The following is a 15,614-nucleotide window of genomic DNA, read 5'->3' on the forward strand; positions in this document are numbered from 1 at the left end:
AGGATCACGCAGATGTTTGGCAAACGCGGAAACGAAGGCTTCGGCAAGGGCGGCACCCCGGGTTCCGTCCCGCCACCGCTCGTGACTGCGGCGCAGCCCCCGGCGATCGAGCGGGCGGTTCCTATCCTCGCCGATAGCCCCTCCGCGAGCCCAAGGCCCCAGCCCGCCGCTCAACCGCAGGCCAGGCGCCGGCAGGCCCGAACGGAAGACTACTACGACACGAAATCGCAGGTCTTTTCCGCGCTGATCGACACGATCGACCTGTCGCAGCTCGCCAAGCTCGACACCGAGAGCGCACGCGAGGAAATTCGCGATATCGTCAACGACATCATCACGATCAAGAACTTCGCGATGTCGATCTCCGAGCAGGAGGAACTGCTCGACGACATCTGCAACGACGTCTTGGGTTACGGGCCGCTCGAACCGCTGCTTGCCCGCGACGACATCGCTGACATCATGGTCAACGGCGCCGGTCAGACCTTCATCGAAGTCGCCGGCAAGGTGCAGGAATCGGAGATCCGGTTCCGCGACAATGCGCAGCTGCTGTCGATCTGCCAGCGCATCGTCGGGCAGGTCGGCCGTCGCGTCGACGAATCGAGCCCGATCTGCGACGCCCGCTTGCCCGACGGATCGCGCGTCAACGTCATTGCCCCGCCGCTCGCCATCGACGGCACGGCGCTGACCATCCGTAAATTCAAGAAGGACAAGCTGACGCTGGAACAGCTCGTTCGCTTCGGCTCGATCACGCCGGAGGGCGCCGTTCTTCTGCAGATCATCGGTCGCGTCCGCTGCAACATCGTCATTTCGGGCGGCACCGGTTCCGGCAAGACGACGCTGCTCAATTGCCTGACGCGCTACATCGATACGGACGAGCGGGTCATCACCTGCGAAGACACGGCCGAATTGCAGCTGCAGCAGCCGCATGTCGTGCGTCTCGAAACGCGCCCGCCGAACATCGAAGGCGAGGGCGAGATCACCATGCGCGATCTCATCAAGAACTGCCTGCGCATGCGCCCCGAACGCATCATCGTCGGCGAAGTCCGCGGACCGGAGGTGTTCGACCTGCTTCAGGCGATGAACACCGGCCACGACGGATCGATGGGAACGATCCACGCCAATACGCCGCGCGAATGCCTGAGCCGCATGGAATCGATGATCGCGCTCGGCGGCTACACGCTGCCGGCCAAGACTGTTCGCGAGATCATCGCCGGATCGGTGGACGTCATCATCCAGGCATCGCGTCTGCGCGACGGTTCTCGTCGCATCACCCACGTCACCGAGGTGGTCGGCATGGAAGGCGACGTGATCATTACCCAGGATCTGATGCGCTACGAGATCGATGGCGAGGATGCCAACGGCCGGATTATCGGCCGGCATGTCTCGACCGGCATCGGCCGACCGCATTTCTGGGACCGCGCCCGCTACTTCAACGAAGACAAGCGTCTGGCCGCGACCCTCGACGCCATGGACAAGGTCTAGGAGCTGCGATGTTCGGGATAGACATCACCGTCCTGGCATTGGCTGTCCTGGTCGCCTTATCGGCGGCAGCGCTCGCCTACGGTCTGTTGTTTTCGCGTATCGAAAGCGAAAAGAAGGCGGAAGGCCGGGTCCGAAAGATCAGCGCGGCGGAAACGGACCGCGCCAAGCTCAAGGCCGCAAGGGACCGTGTCAGCGAACTGTCGAAGCGGCGCAAGTCCGTGCAGGATTCGCTGAAGGAACTCGAAAAGAAGCAGCAGGAGCGGACTGCGAAGTCCTCTCCCTCGATGAAGGTGCGATTGACCCAGGCGGACCTGGCGATCTCCGAGGGGCGCTTCTATGTCTTCAGTGCGCTTTTTGGCGTCTTTGCCTTTTTCATCGCCTTGATGATGGGGACAGGGGCTGCGATCGGTGCCGGTATCGCGTTGATCGCTGGCCTTGGTTTGCCGCGATGGTTGATCGGTTTCCTGATCAAGCGGCGTTGCAAGAAGTTTCTTGAGGAGTTTCCGAACGCGCTCGAGGTGATGGTGCGTTCGATCAAGTCGGGCCTTCCCCTCAACGATGCCTTGCGCCTCATCGCCTCGGACGGTCAGGAGCCGGTCAAGACCGAGTTTCGCCGCGTGGTGGAATCCCAGCAGGTCGGGTTGAGCGTTACCGAGGCCTGTGCCCGCATGGTCAACAGCATCCCCGTGCCGGAGGTGAATTTCTTCGCCATCGTGATCGCCATTCAGGCGCAGGCGGGCGGCAATCTTTCGGAAGCCCTCGGCAACCTGTCGAGGGTCTTGCGCGAGCGCAAGAAGATGAAAGCGAAGGTCAACGCCATGTCGATGGAGGCGAAGGCATCGGCCTGCATCATCGGCGCGTTGCCGTTCATCGTCGCCTCGCTGGTCTACCTGACATCGCCCGCATACATGATGGTGCTGTTTACCGACCCACGCGGTCACCTGATCATCGGCGCCGGCCTATTCTGGATGGGCATCGGCATCATGGTGATGCGCAACATGATCAACTTCGACATCTGATGGGGTATCGATGAGCACGGGCCTGATCAAGACACTGACCGATCCGAACGTCGTCGTCGCCGTTCTCGTTTCGCTTGCCGTGCTCGCGACGTTCTATTCGCTCGTCGTGCCGTTCTTCGAACGTGGCGATCTCGGAAAGCGGATGAAATCCGTTGCCACCGAGCGCGAGCAGATCCGGGCGCGTGAGCGCGCGCGGCTCGCCGCCGACGCGCAGAACGGCAGGGCCAGCCTGCGCGGCCAGAACAACGCCTCCATCCGGCAGGTCGTTGAACGTCTCAACCTGCGCTCGGCTCTCGTCGACGACAACACGCTCAATCGGCTGAAAATGGCCGGTTTCCGTTCACAGAACGCGCTCAACACCTTCCTGTTCGCCCGCTTCTGCCTGCCCTTCCTCTTCCTGCTCGTGGCAGTCGTCTACATCTTCGTGCTCGGCAATTTTGCCGACAAACCGCTGATGGTGCGGCTCTTCTTCGCGATCGGCTTTGCCTATCTGGGTTTCTACGCGCCGAACATCATCGTTGCCAACGCCGTTACCAAGCGCCAGGCCACGATCCGTCGCGCCTGGCCGGACGCACTGGATCTCCTGCTGATTTGCGTCGAATCGGGCGTGTCGATGGAGCTGGCCATGCGTCGCGTTGCCGACGAGGTCGCAGCGCAGTCGCAGCCGCTGGCAGAAGAGCTGGTGCTGACGACGGCGGAACTGTCGTTCCTGCCCGATCGCCGTGTCGCCCTTGAAAACCTCGGGCTGCGCACTGGCCTCGATGAGGTCAAGGCGGTGGTCCAGGCCCTGATCCAGGCAGACCGCTACGGCACGCCGATCGCCCAGGCCCTGCGCGTCCTTGCCCAGGAAAGTCGTGACCAGCGCATGACCGCGGCCGAGAAAAAAGCCGCCGCGTTGCCGCCGAAGCTGACGGTGCCGATGATCCTGTTTTTCCTGCCCGTGCTGGTCGCCGTCATTCTCGGGCCGGCCGGTATCCAGGTCGCCGACAAGTTCTAATGCGCCCTCGTGCGCACCTACGAACTCAACGCGCTCACGATTTCGCGTTCGTAGAAGAGGGGCGCTCGCTGAAGCAGCCCGCCTTCAGGTTGACGTCACTGGAAAGGAAAGATGCCCCCGGGGCATCAAAATACCGAAACACCCTTGGCGTATTCCGTCGAACGCGAGAGGCGCGGGTCCGGCGCAAGCGCTTCGGTTAGTTGGCGATCTTTGCCTCGTCCGCCTTGGCGAGTTGCTTCCATGCCCCCTGCTGGGAGAGCATCGAGCGCAGATAGGCGACATTCGCTTCCGCCTGTTCGCTCGCAAGCTCCTGACGAGCGATCGTCTCGGCTTCCTGGAAGCGACCCTGGAGACCGACGGCCAGAGCCAGGTTCTGGCGCACGCTGCTGTCGGCACCGGGTTGCGCTGCGGCTGACTTGAGGTAGGTTTCCGCCGTGCGCAGGTCCTTGGTCAAAAGATAGGACATGCCGAGATTGGAGAGAACCGATGGCTCGTTCGGCTTGAGATCGAGCGCTTCGCGGTAGCGCAGGCGCGCTTCCTGAGCGCGGCCAAGCTGGTCGAGGATCGCGCCTTCGGCAGATTTCAGCTTCCAGTCGGGACGGTCGGGCGTCTGGGCGCGGCCGATCGTCGCCAGCGCCTGCTCGAGCTGGCCGGCGGCCGCCTGCGCCTTGCCGTAGGCGCCGAGCACTTCGCGATCATCCGGATGGTTGATGGCGACCTGCTGCATCACCGCAAGGGCCTGCTCGTTGCGGCCGGTCATGCGCAGGAGGTTGGCGTAGTTGAGGCCCGCTTCGCGATCTTTAGGGTTCTTTTCATAGGCCTGGCCGATGCTTTCGGCCGCCTGCGAAAGTTCTGTCGCTGTCATCGCCTGCACCGGCTTTGACGTCCGGGAAATCGAGCCGGTCGTCAGCTCTTTCTTCGGCTGGTTGGCGCAGCCCGCAAGCGAAAGCGCCAGCAGCGCGATCGCTGTGCCCTTAAACACATCAGCGGCTTTCAAGGGTGAGGTCGTGCGTTTGGCCATGAGTGTCCCCAGCATGCATTCGCGCACCTGAACTTCAGACAACACCGGCGCAACTTTCACTCCAGCAATAATCTGTTAACCCTAACAGAGCGTTAATGGCGCGATTCCATCTCTGCAAGTCGAGGACTTTCATGGCTCCCTATCAGTTCATCGAGCGGCCGTCGCCGTTCAATACCAGCGCCGGCAAGACCCTGCCGATCTTCGCGGTCACGCCGGCGCATATCGAGACGGGGACGATCGATCCGATCGCTTTGGACTGGGCGCGCAAGGCGGGCTTCAATGCCGAATCCGGTGCCGTTCTGTTGATCCCGTCTGCTGATGGCCATCTCGGCGGAGCGCTCTTCGGCCTCGGCAGCAATCCGTCGGAAGCGCCGTTTCTGGCCGGCAAGCTTGCGCGCGCGCTGCCGGCCGGCAAATGGCACGTTGAAACCGCGCCGCTCACCGCCAACCGGCTGGCGCTCGGCTATGGCCTCGGCTCCTATCGCTTCGAGCGCTACAAGTCCGCCAAGGGCGAGCCGCCGACGCTGCTGATCCCCGCCGACGCGGACGCGACCGACATCAAGCGCCAGCTCGCCGGTGTCTTCCTGGCGCGCGACCTGATCAACACGCCGACCAACGACATGGGGCCGGAAGCGCTCGAAGGTGCCTTCCGCGCGCTCGCCGCCCACTACAAGGCCGATGTTTCGGTCATTACCGGTGAGGCGCTGCTGACGCAGAACTTCCCGCTCGTTCACACCGTCGGCCGCGCCAGCGCCGAGGCGCCACGCCTTATGGAACTGCGCTGGGGCAAGAAGGGCCAGAAGAAGGTAACGCTGGTCGGCAAGGGCGTCTGCTTCGATACCGGCGGCCTCGACATCAAGCCGGCCGCCTCCATGCTTCTGATGAAGAAGGACATGGGCGGTGCCGCGAACGTGCTCGGCCTGGCGCTGATGATCATGGACGCCAAGCTCAAGGTCGATCTGCGCGTCATCGTGCCGGTGGTGGAGAACTCGATCTCGGCCAATGCCTTCCGTCCGGGCGACATCTACCGCAGCCGCAAGGGGCTGACGGTTCAGATCGACAACACCGACGCCGAGGGACGCCTGATCCTCGCCGACGCGCTCGCCTATGCTGACGAGGAGAAGACCGATCTGCTCGTCGATATGGCAACGCTCACCGGTGCTGCGCGCGTCGCACTCGGCCCGGACCTGCCGCCGTTCTTTACCGATGATGCCGATCTTGCCCATGATCTCTCGGAAGCAAGCCTCGAGGTCGATGATCCGATGTGGCGCATGCCGCTCTATTCCGGCTACGAGAAGGATGTCTCGGCGCGCATTGCCGATCTGACCAATGCGCCTGCCGGCGGTATGGCCGGATCGATCACGGCCGCCCTCTTCCTCAAGCGCTTCGTCACCAGCGCCAAGAGCTGGGTGCATTTCGACATCTTTGGCTGGGCCCAGTCCGAGCGTCCGCACTCGCCGGTTGGTGGCGAGGCGCAGGCCATCCGCGCGCTTTATCACCATATCCAGAAGATGGCGAAATAGTCTCGCCTGCTCTTGCCGGCAAAAAGAAACGCTTGCGTAATGATCCGCCGCTATCGTGGCGGATCATTTTCCAGCGCGGGAGTTGCCATTGCCGATCGAGCTCACGCCTTCGCAAGCCCTCGGGCTTTGGCATTCGGTGTCGCTCGCCCAGGTTCGCGTCGATAGTCGCGACCTGACCTTGCGCCAGCTTGCGATCCTCCTTGAGATCTATCTCGTGCCGCCGCCCCACACCGTGCGCGGCCTGGCGGCGACGCTTGGCGTCACCAAGCCGGTCATCACGCGCGCGCTCGACACGATGGGCGCCCTTGGGCTTGTCGACCGGGTTCGCGATGAGCGCGATCGCCGCAACGTCGTCATCAAAAGGACAGTCGAGGGTGCTCTTTATCTTGAAAAATTCGGTGACCTGATCATTGATCAGGGCCGCAAACAGCCCAAGTGAGTAGACATGTCGACACTTCCCGATCGCCGCCTGAATGCCTATCGACCCGACCTTGCAGAGAGCCGTCTTCGCGGTGTCGTGGAAGCGGAACGCTACATCGAAGGAAGCGTTGCCCGCGTCTCGGTGCCGGTGACGCCGCTGCGTGCCAAGCCCGATCTGGCTTGCGGCACCGACACCGAACTCTTGCTCGGCGAATCGGTACGGGTGCTCGACACCAACGAGAGTTGGTGCTGGGTGAAGGCCGATCTCGACGGCTATGTCGGTTATCTCCCGGAGTATTGCCTCGCGCCGGTGGTCAAGAGCCCGACCCATATCGTCACGGCGCCGCGCACCTTCGTCTATACCGGCCACGATTTGCGCTTCCCGACGGTCTATCCCTTGTCGATGGGCAGCCGGCTGACCGTGGTCGATGAACGCGTGACCCGCGGCACGCGCTATTTCCTGCTCGACGGCGGCCAGGCCGTCATCGCCAATCACTGCATCGAGGTCGGCAGTGTGGTACCGGAAGATTACGTCTCGGTCGCTGCCCGCTTCGTCGAAACGCCCTACCTATGGGGCGGGCGTTCCGGCTTCGGCATCGATTGTTCTGGTCTTGTGCAACTGTCGATGATGATGGTCGGCAGGCAAGCGCCACGCGATTCCGACATGCAGGCGACGGGTCTGGGAACCCCGATTGCGCGCGAAGAGCTCAAGCGCGGCGACCTCGTCTTCTGGAAGGGGCACGTGGCGCTGATGGAAGACGAGGAAACCCTGATCCACGCCAACGGCCACACGATGACCGTTGCCCGCGAGGGGCTGGAGGCCTCGATCGAGCGCATCGGCTGGCTCTATGACCAGCCGACGGGCTATCACCGTCCCTGATCGGGGCGAACCAACGAGGCTTGTGGCAACGGCCGTAAGCGCGTGGTGCGCGTCAGATCAATAGCCGGCTACTTTATCGACCACGTGTTCCAGCGATTGCCCGCTTTCGAAGCGGGCAATCTGTTGCTCGACATGACGGAACAGCGCCTTGACGTCGGACGACGCCGCCACGTGCGGCGTCACATAGACGTTCGGCATCTCCCAGAAGCGGCTGTCGGGGCTCAGTGGCTCGGTTTCGAAGACGTCGAGCGATGCGCCGCCGAGCACGCCTTTGTCGAGGGCACTCAGGATATCGGCTTCGACCTGGCTACCGCCGCGGCCGGCGTTGATGAACACCGGCGCCCCGAACGGGCCGTTGTGGCTGAGTTTTGCAAACAGGCGCATATTGTAGAAACCGCGGGTATCCGGCGTCAGCGGCAGCAGGCCGACGAGGAAGTCCGTGCGCGCCAGGAAAGCGTCGAGCTCATCGCCGCCGAAGGTCTCGATACCGGCGACATCGCGCTTGCTGCGCGACCACCCGACCACCTTGAAGCCCATCGCCGAAAGCTTGCGGGCGGCATCCTGGCCGAGCACGCCCATGCCCATGATTCCGACCGTGATGTCGGCCGCCTCCGGCTGGGTCAGGTCGCGCCATTCGCGTTTTGCCGCCAGAGCCTCATAGGCCCGGTGCTGGCGCAGGTGCATGAGGCACTGCATCACCACCCACTCGCTCATGCGCGTCGTCAGCGTCTGGTCGACGAAGCGCACCAGCGGCACCTCGGGAAGGCCGGGAAGCGTCAGCACGTGGTCGACACCGGCGCCGCCGGAAAAGACCACCTTGAGGTCCGGTGCCCGGTCGAACAGGTCCGGTGCCGATTTCCACACGACGGCATAGTCGATGCCCGAAAGGTCGCGATCATGGTGCACCGCATCGGCGCGGTTGATCACCTCGCGGTCGGGGAAGGCCCCGCGAAGTGCGGCCTCCACTTCTTCCGGAATGAATTTCAGGTCGACGATGACGGGGCTCTTGGCGGACATGACGGGTCTCTACTGGCGGATCGCGGTGAGATTGACGGCTTCGAGGTTGAAGGCAGCGGCCATCAGCGCCTTGGTGTAATCCTGGCTCGGCGCATTGAAGATGCGTTCGGCCGGTCCCTGTTCCACCACCTTGCCCATGCGCATGACGATCATCTCGTTGGCCAGCGCCCGCACGACTTTCAGGTCATGGCTGATGAACAGATAGGCGAGGTCATGCTTGCTCTGCAGGTCGCGCAACAGGTCGACGACCTGCGCCTGCACGCTCATGTCGAGCGCCGAGGTCGGTTCGTCGAGCATGACGAATTGCGGCTTCAGCACCATGGCGCGGGCAATGGCGATGCGCTGGCGCTGGCCGCCGGAGAACTCGTGCGGGTAGCGCCAGCGGGTCGAGGGGTCGAGACCGACTTCTTCCAGCGCTGCGGCGACCCGGGCGTCGCGCTCGTTGTCCGACAGCGAGCGCTCGTGGATCTTCAGGCCCTCTGCGATGATGTCGGCGACAGACATGCGGGGGCTGAGCGAGCCGTAGGGGTCCTGGAAGACGATCTGCATCCGGTTTCGCAGCGGCCGCATCTCGTTGAAGCTGTAGCGGTCGATATCCTTGCCGACGAAGGCGATGCGGCCTTTCGAGGAGATCAGCCGCGTCAGCGCCAGCCCGAGCGTCGTCTTGCCCGAACCGGATTCGCCGACGACGCCGAGCGTCTGGCCAGCGCGCAGCTTCAAGTCGATGCCGTCGACCGCCTTCACATGGTCGACCACCTTGCGCATGAAACCGGCCTTGATCGGAAACCAGACCTTCATCTCGGAGGCTTCCATCACGATCGGCTTCGTGGTGTCCGACGGCGGCGGATTGCCCTTGGGCTCAGAGGCGAGCAGGTGGCGGGTGTAGGCGTGCTGCGGATTGGCGAAGATCTCGGCGGTCGGCCCGGTCTCGACGATCTTGCCCTTGGTCATGACGCAGACCCGGTCGGCGATCTTGCGCACGATGCCGAGGTCGTGGGTGATGAACAGCATCGACATGCCGTGCTCGTCCTTGAGCTTTTTCAGGAGCTCGAGGATCTGCGCCTGCACCGTAACGTCGAGCGCTGTCGTCGGCTCGTCGGCGATCAGCAATTCCGGGCGGTTGGCGAGCGCCATGGCGATCATGACACGCTGGCGCTGGCCGCCGGAAAGCTCGTGCGGATAGGCGCTGAGGCGCTTTTCCGGCTCGCGGATACCGACCTGGTTGAGTAGCTCGAGGATGCGCGTGCGCCGCGCCGGACCCTGCAGACCCTGGTGCAGTTCGAGGATCTCGCCGATCTGCCGCTCGATCGAGTGGAGCGGATTGAGCGAGGTCATCGGCTCCTGGAAGATCATGGTGATGTCGTTGCCGCGGGCGTTGCGCAGTTCCGCATCACTGGCCGTCAGAAGATCCTTGCCGTTGAACAGGATCTCGCCGCTTGGATGGCTCGCCGAAGGATACGGCAGCAGCTTCAGAATCGAATTGGCCGAGACCGATTTGCCGGAGCCGGATTCGCCGACGAGCGCCACGGTCTCCCCGCGCTTGATCTCGAAGGAGATGTGATCGACGGCAACAGACGTGTTGCCGCCCTGATGGAAGGCAACCGAGAGATCGCGGACGGAGAGGAGGGGTTCTGTCATCGTCGCGCTCACCGGAACGTCTTTCTCGGGTCGAAGGCGTCACGCGTCGCTTCGCCGACGAAGATCAGCAGCGACAGCATCACCGACATGACGCAGAAGGCCGTCAGACCGAGCCAGGGCGCCTGCAGGTTGGACTTGCCCTGGGCGATCATCTCGCCGAGCGAAGGTGAACCCGGCGGCATGCCGAAGCCAAGGAAGTCGAGCGAGGTCAGCGTCGTGATCGAGCCGGAGAGGATGAAGGGCAGGAAGGTCAGCGTCGCGACCATCGCGTTGGGCAGAAGGTGCCGGTACATGATCGTGCCGTTGCCGACGCCAAGCGCGCGCGCCGCGTTCACATATTCGAAGTTGCGGGCCCGCAGGAACTCGGCGCGCACGACGCCGACGAAGCCGACCCAGGAAAACAAGAGCATGATCCCGAGCAGGATGAAGAACCCTGGCGGCAGGATCGCCGCGATGATCAGCAGGATGTAGAGCACCGGCATCGACGACCAGATCTCGATGAAGCGCTGCATCAGGAGATCGGTCCAGCCGCCGAAATAGCCCTGCACGGCGCCCGCCGTCACGCCGATCACCGCCGAGGCGATGGTCAGCGTCAGGCCGAAGAGCACCGAGAGACGAAAGCCGTAGATCATCCGCGCAAAGACGTCGCGGGCCTGGTCGTCGGTGCCGAGCCAGTTGAGATTGCCAAGCGTGCAGTTCCGGTCGTTGTCGCCCTCCGGATAGGCGGAGCAGCGCTCCGCCTTGTCCATCAGCCAGAACGGCTTGGTGGGCGCCGAGTGCGGGATGTTGGAATTGACCGTCTGGTAGGAATAGCGGACCGGAGGCCAGATCATCCAGCCATTGCCTTCGATCTCGTCACGGATGAAGTCGGAGCGGTAGTCGGTTTCGGCGAGGAAACCGCCGAACTTTTCCTCCGGGTAGTCGATGACGACCGGGAAGAGAAGCTCGCCCTTGTAGGAGGCGACAATCGGCCTGTCATTGGCGATGAATTCGCCGACGAGGCTTAAGCCGAAGAGCGCCAGGAAGATCCAGAGCGACCAGTAGCCGCGCCGGTTGGCCTTGAAATTCTGCCAGCGCCGCTGGTTGACTGGCGAGAGCCAGCCGCGTGGCGCTGCCCCCGCGTTTGCCGGAGAGGTTGTCACGCTCGCCATCAGACATCCCTCCGCTCGAAGTCGATGCGCGGATCGACCCAGGTGTAGATGAGGTCTGAAAGCAGGCTGACGAGCAAGCCCATCAGCGAGAAGATGAAGAGGGTCGCAAAGACGATCGGATAGTCGCGCTTGACGACCGAATCATAGCCGAGACGGCCGAGGCCATCGAGCGAGAAGATGTATTCGATCAGAAGAGAGCCGGTGAAAAAGGCCGAGATGAACGCACCGGGGAAGCCGGCAATGATGATCAGCATGGCATTGCGGAAGACGTGGCCATAGAGCACTTGGCGGTCGTTGAGGCCCTTGGCCCGCGCCGTCGTCACATACTGCTTCTTGATCTCGTCGATGAAGGAGTTCTTGGTGAGCAACGTCGTCGTGGCAAAGGCCGAAAGCAAAAGCGTCACCAGGGGCAGCGTCATGTGCCAGATGTAGTCGAGCGGCTTCTGCCACCAGGGCAGCTGCCAGAAATTGTCCGAGACGATGCCGCGCAGCGGGAACCAGTCGAAGAACGATCCGCCGGCAAAGACGACGATCAAGAGAATGCCGAACAGGAAGCTCGGCACTGCGTAGCCGACGATGATGACGCCGGAGGTCCAGACGTCGAATGTGGAGCCGTCCGACACGGCCTTCTTTATGCCGAGCGGGATCGAGATCGCGTAGGAAAACAGCAGAATCCAGAGACCGAGCGAGATCGAAACCGGCATCTTCTCCTTGATGAGATCGATGACCGAGGTGTTTCGGAAGAAGCTCTCGCCAAAATCGAAGCGGATGTAGTTCCACATCATCGAGGCGAAGCGCTCGAGCGGCGGCTTGTCGAAGCCGAACTGCTTTTCGAGCTTGGCGATGAACTCCGGGTCGAGGCCTTGCGCGCCGCGATAGCGTCCGCCTTCGTCGCCGCCAGCCTGCATCAGGTCGCCGCTATTGCCCGACAGACGATCCGAGCCGCCAGCATTGGTGAGATCCGAGATCACCTGCTCGACCGGGCCGCCCGGTGCAAACTGCACGATGGCGAACGAGATCGCCATGATCCCGAAGATCGTCGGGATCATCAGAAGCAGGCGGCGCAGGATATAGGCACCCATCAGGCGGGCCTTTCGATCGACGTGAGGGCAATGGCCCTTAACCGCGAAGCGTCGGCATGCCGTCTATGGTGTCTCAATCCCTGTGTCTCCTTGCGAGGCCCGGGTAGGGGCTTGTTTCAGTGATTCGTTTTTTTGCATTTGGAATCGAGACGCCACCCGAGCGCAAGGACTTCATTTGGGGGGAGCGTTTTTCGACCACCAGACATCCGGGAACCCCATTCCGTAATAGGGAAGTTCCTGCGGGCGGGCGAGCTGCTTCCAGTATGCGACGCGTACCGACTTTGAGTAGAACAGGGGCACGACGAAGTGATGCGCGAGCAGAACGCGGTCGAGCGCTCGGGTCGTTGCCACCAGTTCCTCGCGGTTCGGCGCGAAAATGATCCTGCGGATGAGCTCGTCGATGGCCGGGTCGGAAATGCCTGCATAGTTTCTCGATCCGGTCTGATTGACCGATCCCGAACCCCAGTAGTCGATCTGCTCGTTGCCGGGCACCAGTGTCTGCGCCCAGATGCCGTAGATCATGTCGTAGTCGAAGCTTCTGACGCGGTTGGTGTATTGCGAATCGTCGACCGTGCGGATGCGCGCGTCGATGCCGATCTTCTTGACGCTGTTGACGAAGGGCGTGACGGTGCGCTCGAAGGACGGATTGGACAGAAGGATCTCGAAGCCGAAGGGCTCGCCGGTCGCGACGTTCAGCAGTCGGTTGCCCTTGAGCTCGTAGCCAGCCTGTTTGAACAGGTCGAGCGCCTTGCGCAGATTGTCGCGCACCTTCTGTGGTTCGCCGTTGACCGGGTTCGTATAGGGCGTGGTGAAGACGTCGGCGGGAACCTTGTCCTTCAATTCCTCGAGAATGGCCTTTTCGCGTCCTTCCGGCAGCGCCTTGGAGGCAAGCTCGGTACCCCAGAAATAGCTGTCGACGCGCTGGAAGGTGTTGTAGGCGAGGTTGCGGTTCAGATCCTCGAAGTCGAAGGCGTAGTTCAGCGCCTGGCGCACCCGCTGATCCTTGAATTTTTCGCGGCGCATGTTCGGCACGAAGGCCTGCATGACGCCGGTTGCACGCAAGGGATTCTCGATCTCCTCGCGGATCACGCGGCCGTCCTTCATGGCCGGGAAATCATAGGCGGTCGCCCAATGGCTGGCGCTGGGATCCCGGTAGAAATCGACGTTGCCGGAGCGGAAGGCTTCGAATTCCACGTTTCTGTCGCTGAAGAAGGCGTAGCTGATCACGCCGAAATTGTACTGGCCGACATTCACATTGAGGTTCTTGCCCCAGTAGTCGTCCCTCAGTTCAAAGCGGATCGAACCGCCGGCCTGGAACGAGGCTATTTTGTAAGGGCCGGAGCCCATCACCGGCTCCAGCGTCGTACGGCTGATGTCGCGCTTCTTGCCCTTGTCGTCTTCACCTTCCCACCAGTGTTTCGGCACGATCGGGAGCTGACCGAGAATGTTGGGCAGTTCGTGGTTGTTCTTCTCATCGAAGCGGAAGGTAACGTCACGCTCGCCTGTCTTTTCGGCGGAAGTCACGTGACGGTAGTAGTTGGACAGGAGCGGATTGTGCTCCTTCACCTTTTCAAAGGAGAACACCACGTCCTCGGGTGTCACCGGCTTGCTGTCGGCCCATTTGGCCTCGGCACGCAGGCGGAATGTCGCCGAAGAAATGTCGTCGGGATAGGAAACGCCTTCGGCGAGCAGGCCGTAGGCGGTGGTAATCTCGTCTTCCGCCGATTTCATCAGCGTATCGAAGACGAGCGAGGTCACGCCGCTTGCTGCCTCGCCCTTGGACAGAACAGGATTGAACGTATCGAAGGTGCCGCTCTCCGACAGGCGCAGTTCGCCGCCCTTGGGGGCGTCGGGATTGACGTAGTCGAAGCGGGCGAAGCCTTGCTTGTATTTCAGTTCACCGATCGATGACGTGCCGTAGCGCCAGACCGGTTGTTCTTGGGCATTGGCTGCAGCAGGAAGGAGGAGGATCGCTGTGAGAAGCGCGGCGGCGAAACCTGGTTTCATGGTCCTGCAGACATGTGGCATTCAGCCCGTACCCCTTTATATTTCAATCTTCTTTTGTGAGAGCATAGGCGAAAACGGGGCAATTGACAGGCACTGCCGCAAATCAGGCAAATTTTTTGAGTCACATCCCGGTGAGGCGTGTGATTCACAAGGCTGAGGCAAACACGGGCCTTTAGGATCGGGGCTCGTTGGACCAAGGAATGCCGTATGCCGGCGCCGGTCCGCGAGACATGGACGGGACGAATTCAATGATTGCTCCACTTCGACGTTGCGGCTCGGCGCTTCTGGCGCTTCTGCTTGGAACGAGTCTTCTCATCGCCGACAACGCCCAGGCGGACGAAACGGCCGCCAAGACGCTTTTCGGCGCCAAGGCGTTGCCGGCCGAGATGGCGGCAAACGCCTATGGGTTCTACGCAAAGGGTTGCCTGGCTGGCGGCGTCGCCATCCCGACAGACGGACCGACCTGGCAGGCGATGCGGCTGTCGCGCAACCGCCGCTGGGGGCACCCGCAGATGATTGGCCTCATCGAGCAGTTTTCCCACGACGCCGCCCAGAAGGTCGGTTGGCCGGGCCTTCTGCTCGGTGACATTTCGCAGCCGCGCGGCGGCCCGATGCTGTCGGGGCACGCGTCCCACCAGATCGGCCTCGATGCCGATATCTGGCTGACGCCGATGCCTCAGCGCACGCTCAGCTACCGCGAGCGCGAGGATATTTCCGCCACCTCGATGCTGCAGAAGAACAAGTTCCTGACGGTCGACCGTTCGATCTGGACGCCAAAACATGCGCAATTGATCATGCTGGCCGCCAGCTACCCGCAGGTGGAGCGCGTCTTCGTCAATCCGGCGATCAAGAAGAAGCTGTGCGACACCTGGACGGGCGACCGCTCCAACCTCGGCAAGGTCCGGCCGATCTACGGCCACGACTATCACTTCCATATCCGCATCAAATGCCCTCAAGGCTCGACGTCCTGCAAGGACCAGGCATCGGTGCCGGAGGGCGATGGTTGCGACAAGTCGCTTGCCTGGTGGTTCACCGATGAACCCTGGGCGAAGCCGAAGAAGAAGCCGAATGAAAAGCCGGTCAAGCCGAGGGTCACCACGCTTTCCGATCTGCCGAAAGCCTGCGCGGTGGTCTTGAACGGCCCGGCGCCTGCATCGGAAGAGGCCGTCACGTTCGGAACCGCTTACAAGGCCGCCGCCCCGGCGCCGGCTCAGGGCATCGAACAGGTGATCGGCGCTGCCGCCGGCGACGTGCCGCCGGCGGATATTCCGGTGCCGGCCGCCCGCCCCACACTGCAGTAGCGCCCGACACGGCTGCAGGGCAGAGCTGCGTTCGCGGCACGGGAGGGCTTGCGTCTTCCCATTGCCGCGGCGCTCCTGT

The 15,614-nt window shown here is 62.6% G+C and carries 13 protein-coding genes; 7 read left to right on the plus strand and 6 right to left on the minus strand.

The genetic code is table 11. The features are described from left to right. Positions 1-12 precede the first annotated feature (12 nt). Genes VGO04_RS25950 through VGO04_RS25960 form a run of 3 tightly spaced genes read left to right on the plus strand, consistent with a single transcriptional unit; the run spans position 13 to position 3,495 of the window. A complete protein-coding gene (locus VGO04_RS25950) occupies positions 13-1,479 on the plus strand; it encodes a CpaF family protein (RefSeq protein ID WP_327498838.1) in 1,467 nt (488 codons plus the stop codon). A gap of 8 nt (positions 1,480-1,487) precedes the next feature. After that, positions 1,488-2,498 (plus strand): type II secretion system F family protein, encoded by a 1,011-nt coding sequence (locus VGO04_RS25955; protein WP_327498839.1) that lies wholly within the window; start codon positions 1,488-1,490, stop codon positions 2,496-2,498. Between the two features lie 10 nt (positions 2,499-2,508). Next, entirely contained in the window at positions 2,509-3,495 is a 987-nt protein-coding gene (locus VGO04_RS25960; RefSeq protein WP_327498840.1) for a type II secretion system F family protein, read from the plus strand. 196 nt (positions 3,496-3,691) lie between these two features. Here the strand turns inward: VGO04_RS25960 and VGO04_RS25965 are convergent, their stop codons facing one another. Beyond that, positions 3,692-4,516, minus strand: a complete 825-nt coding sequence (locus VGO04_RS25965) for a tetratricopeptide repeat protein (RefSeq protein WP_327498841.1) — start codon at positions 4,514-4,516, stop codon at positions 3,692-3,694. 131 nt (positions 4,517-4,647) lie between these two features. Between VGO04_RS25965 and VGO04_RS25970 the strand changes: the two genes are divergently transcribed. The 3 genes from VGO04_RS25970 (at position 4,648) to VGO04_RS25980 (ending at position 7,339) form a co-directional block, all read left to right on the plus strand. Further along, positions 4,648-6,039 (plus strand): M17 family metallopeptidase, encoded by a 1,392-nt coding sequence (locus VGO04_RS25970; RefSeq protein WP_327498842.1) that lies wholly within the window; start codon positions 4,648-4,650, stop codon positions 6,037-6,039. Between the two features lie 88 nt (positions 6,040-6,127). Next, entirely contained in the window at positions 6,128-6,478 is a 351-nt protein-coding gene (locus VGO04_RS25975) for a MarR family winged helix-turn-helix transcriptional regulator (protein WP_327498843.1), read from the plus strand. A gap of 6 nt (positions 6,479-6,484) precedes the next feature. Further along, entirely contained in the window at positions 6,485-7,339 is an 855-nt protein-coding gene (locus tag VGO04_RS25980) for an NlpC/P60 family protein (protein ID WP_327498844.1), read from the plus strand. A gap of 57 nt (positions 7,340-7,396) precedes the next feature. Here the strand turns inward: VGO04_RS25980 and VGO04_RS25985 are convergent, their stop codons facing one another. From VGO04_RS25985 to VGO04_RS26005, 5 genes are all read right to left on the minus strand, one after another. Next, positions 7,397-8,356: a glyoxylate/hydroxypyruvate reductase A gene (locus VGO04_RS25985; protein WP_327498845.1), complete on the minus strand. Its 960-nt coding sequence runs from the start codon at positions 8,354-8,356 to the stop codon at positions 7,397-7,399. 9 nt (positions 8,357-8,365) lie between these two features. Further along, entirely contained in the window at positions 8,366-9,994 is a 1,629-nt protein-coding gene (locus VGO04_RS25990) for an ABC transporter ATP-binding protein (protein ID WP_327498846.1), read from the minus strand. A gap of 8 nt (positions 9,995-10,002) precedes the next feature. Next, positions 10,003-11,145 (minus strand): ABC transporter permease, encoded by a 1,143-nt coding sequence (locus tag VGO04_RS25995; RefSeq protein WP_327498847.1) that lies wholly within the window; start codon positions 11,143-11,145, stop codon positions 10,003-10,005. Continuing rightward, the gene (locus VGO04_RS26000; protein WP_327498848.1) at positions 11,145-12,227 is read right to left on the minus strand and encodes a microcin C ABC transporter permease YejB; all 1,083 of its coding nucleotides are present in this window, start codon (positions 12,225-12,227) and stop codon (positions 11,145-11,147) included. The genes VGO04_RS25995 and VGO04_RS26000 overlap by 1 nt, the downstream gene beginning before the upstream one ends. A 171-nt stretch (positions 12,228-12,398) precedes the next feature. Next, the gene (locus VGO04_RS26005) at positions 12,399-14,255 is read right to left on the minus strand and encodes an extracellular solute-binding protein (protein WP_327498849.1); all 1,857 of its coding nucleotides are present in this window, start codon (positions 14,253-14,255) and stop codon (positions 12,399-12,401) included. Positions 14,256-14,464: 209 nt separating this feature from the next. On the opposite strand from VGO04_RS26005, the gene mepA reads away from it, so the two are divergent. Beyond that, positions 14,465-15,535 carry a penicillin-insensitive murein endopeptidase gene (mepA, locus tag VGO04_RS26010; protein ID WP_414650603.1) on the plus strand — a complete coding sequence of 357 codons (1,071 nt, stop codon included), beginning with the start codon at positions 14,465-14,467 and terminating at the stop codon, positions 15,533-15,535. Positions 15,536-15,614: the final 79 nt, after the last annotated feature.

The sequence above is a fragment of the Ensifer sp. genome (assembly GCF_035999185.1).
Classification (GTDB): domain Bacteria; phylum Pseudomonadota; class Alphaproteobacteria; order Rhizobiales; family Rhizobiaceae; genus Ensifer.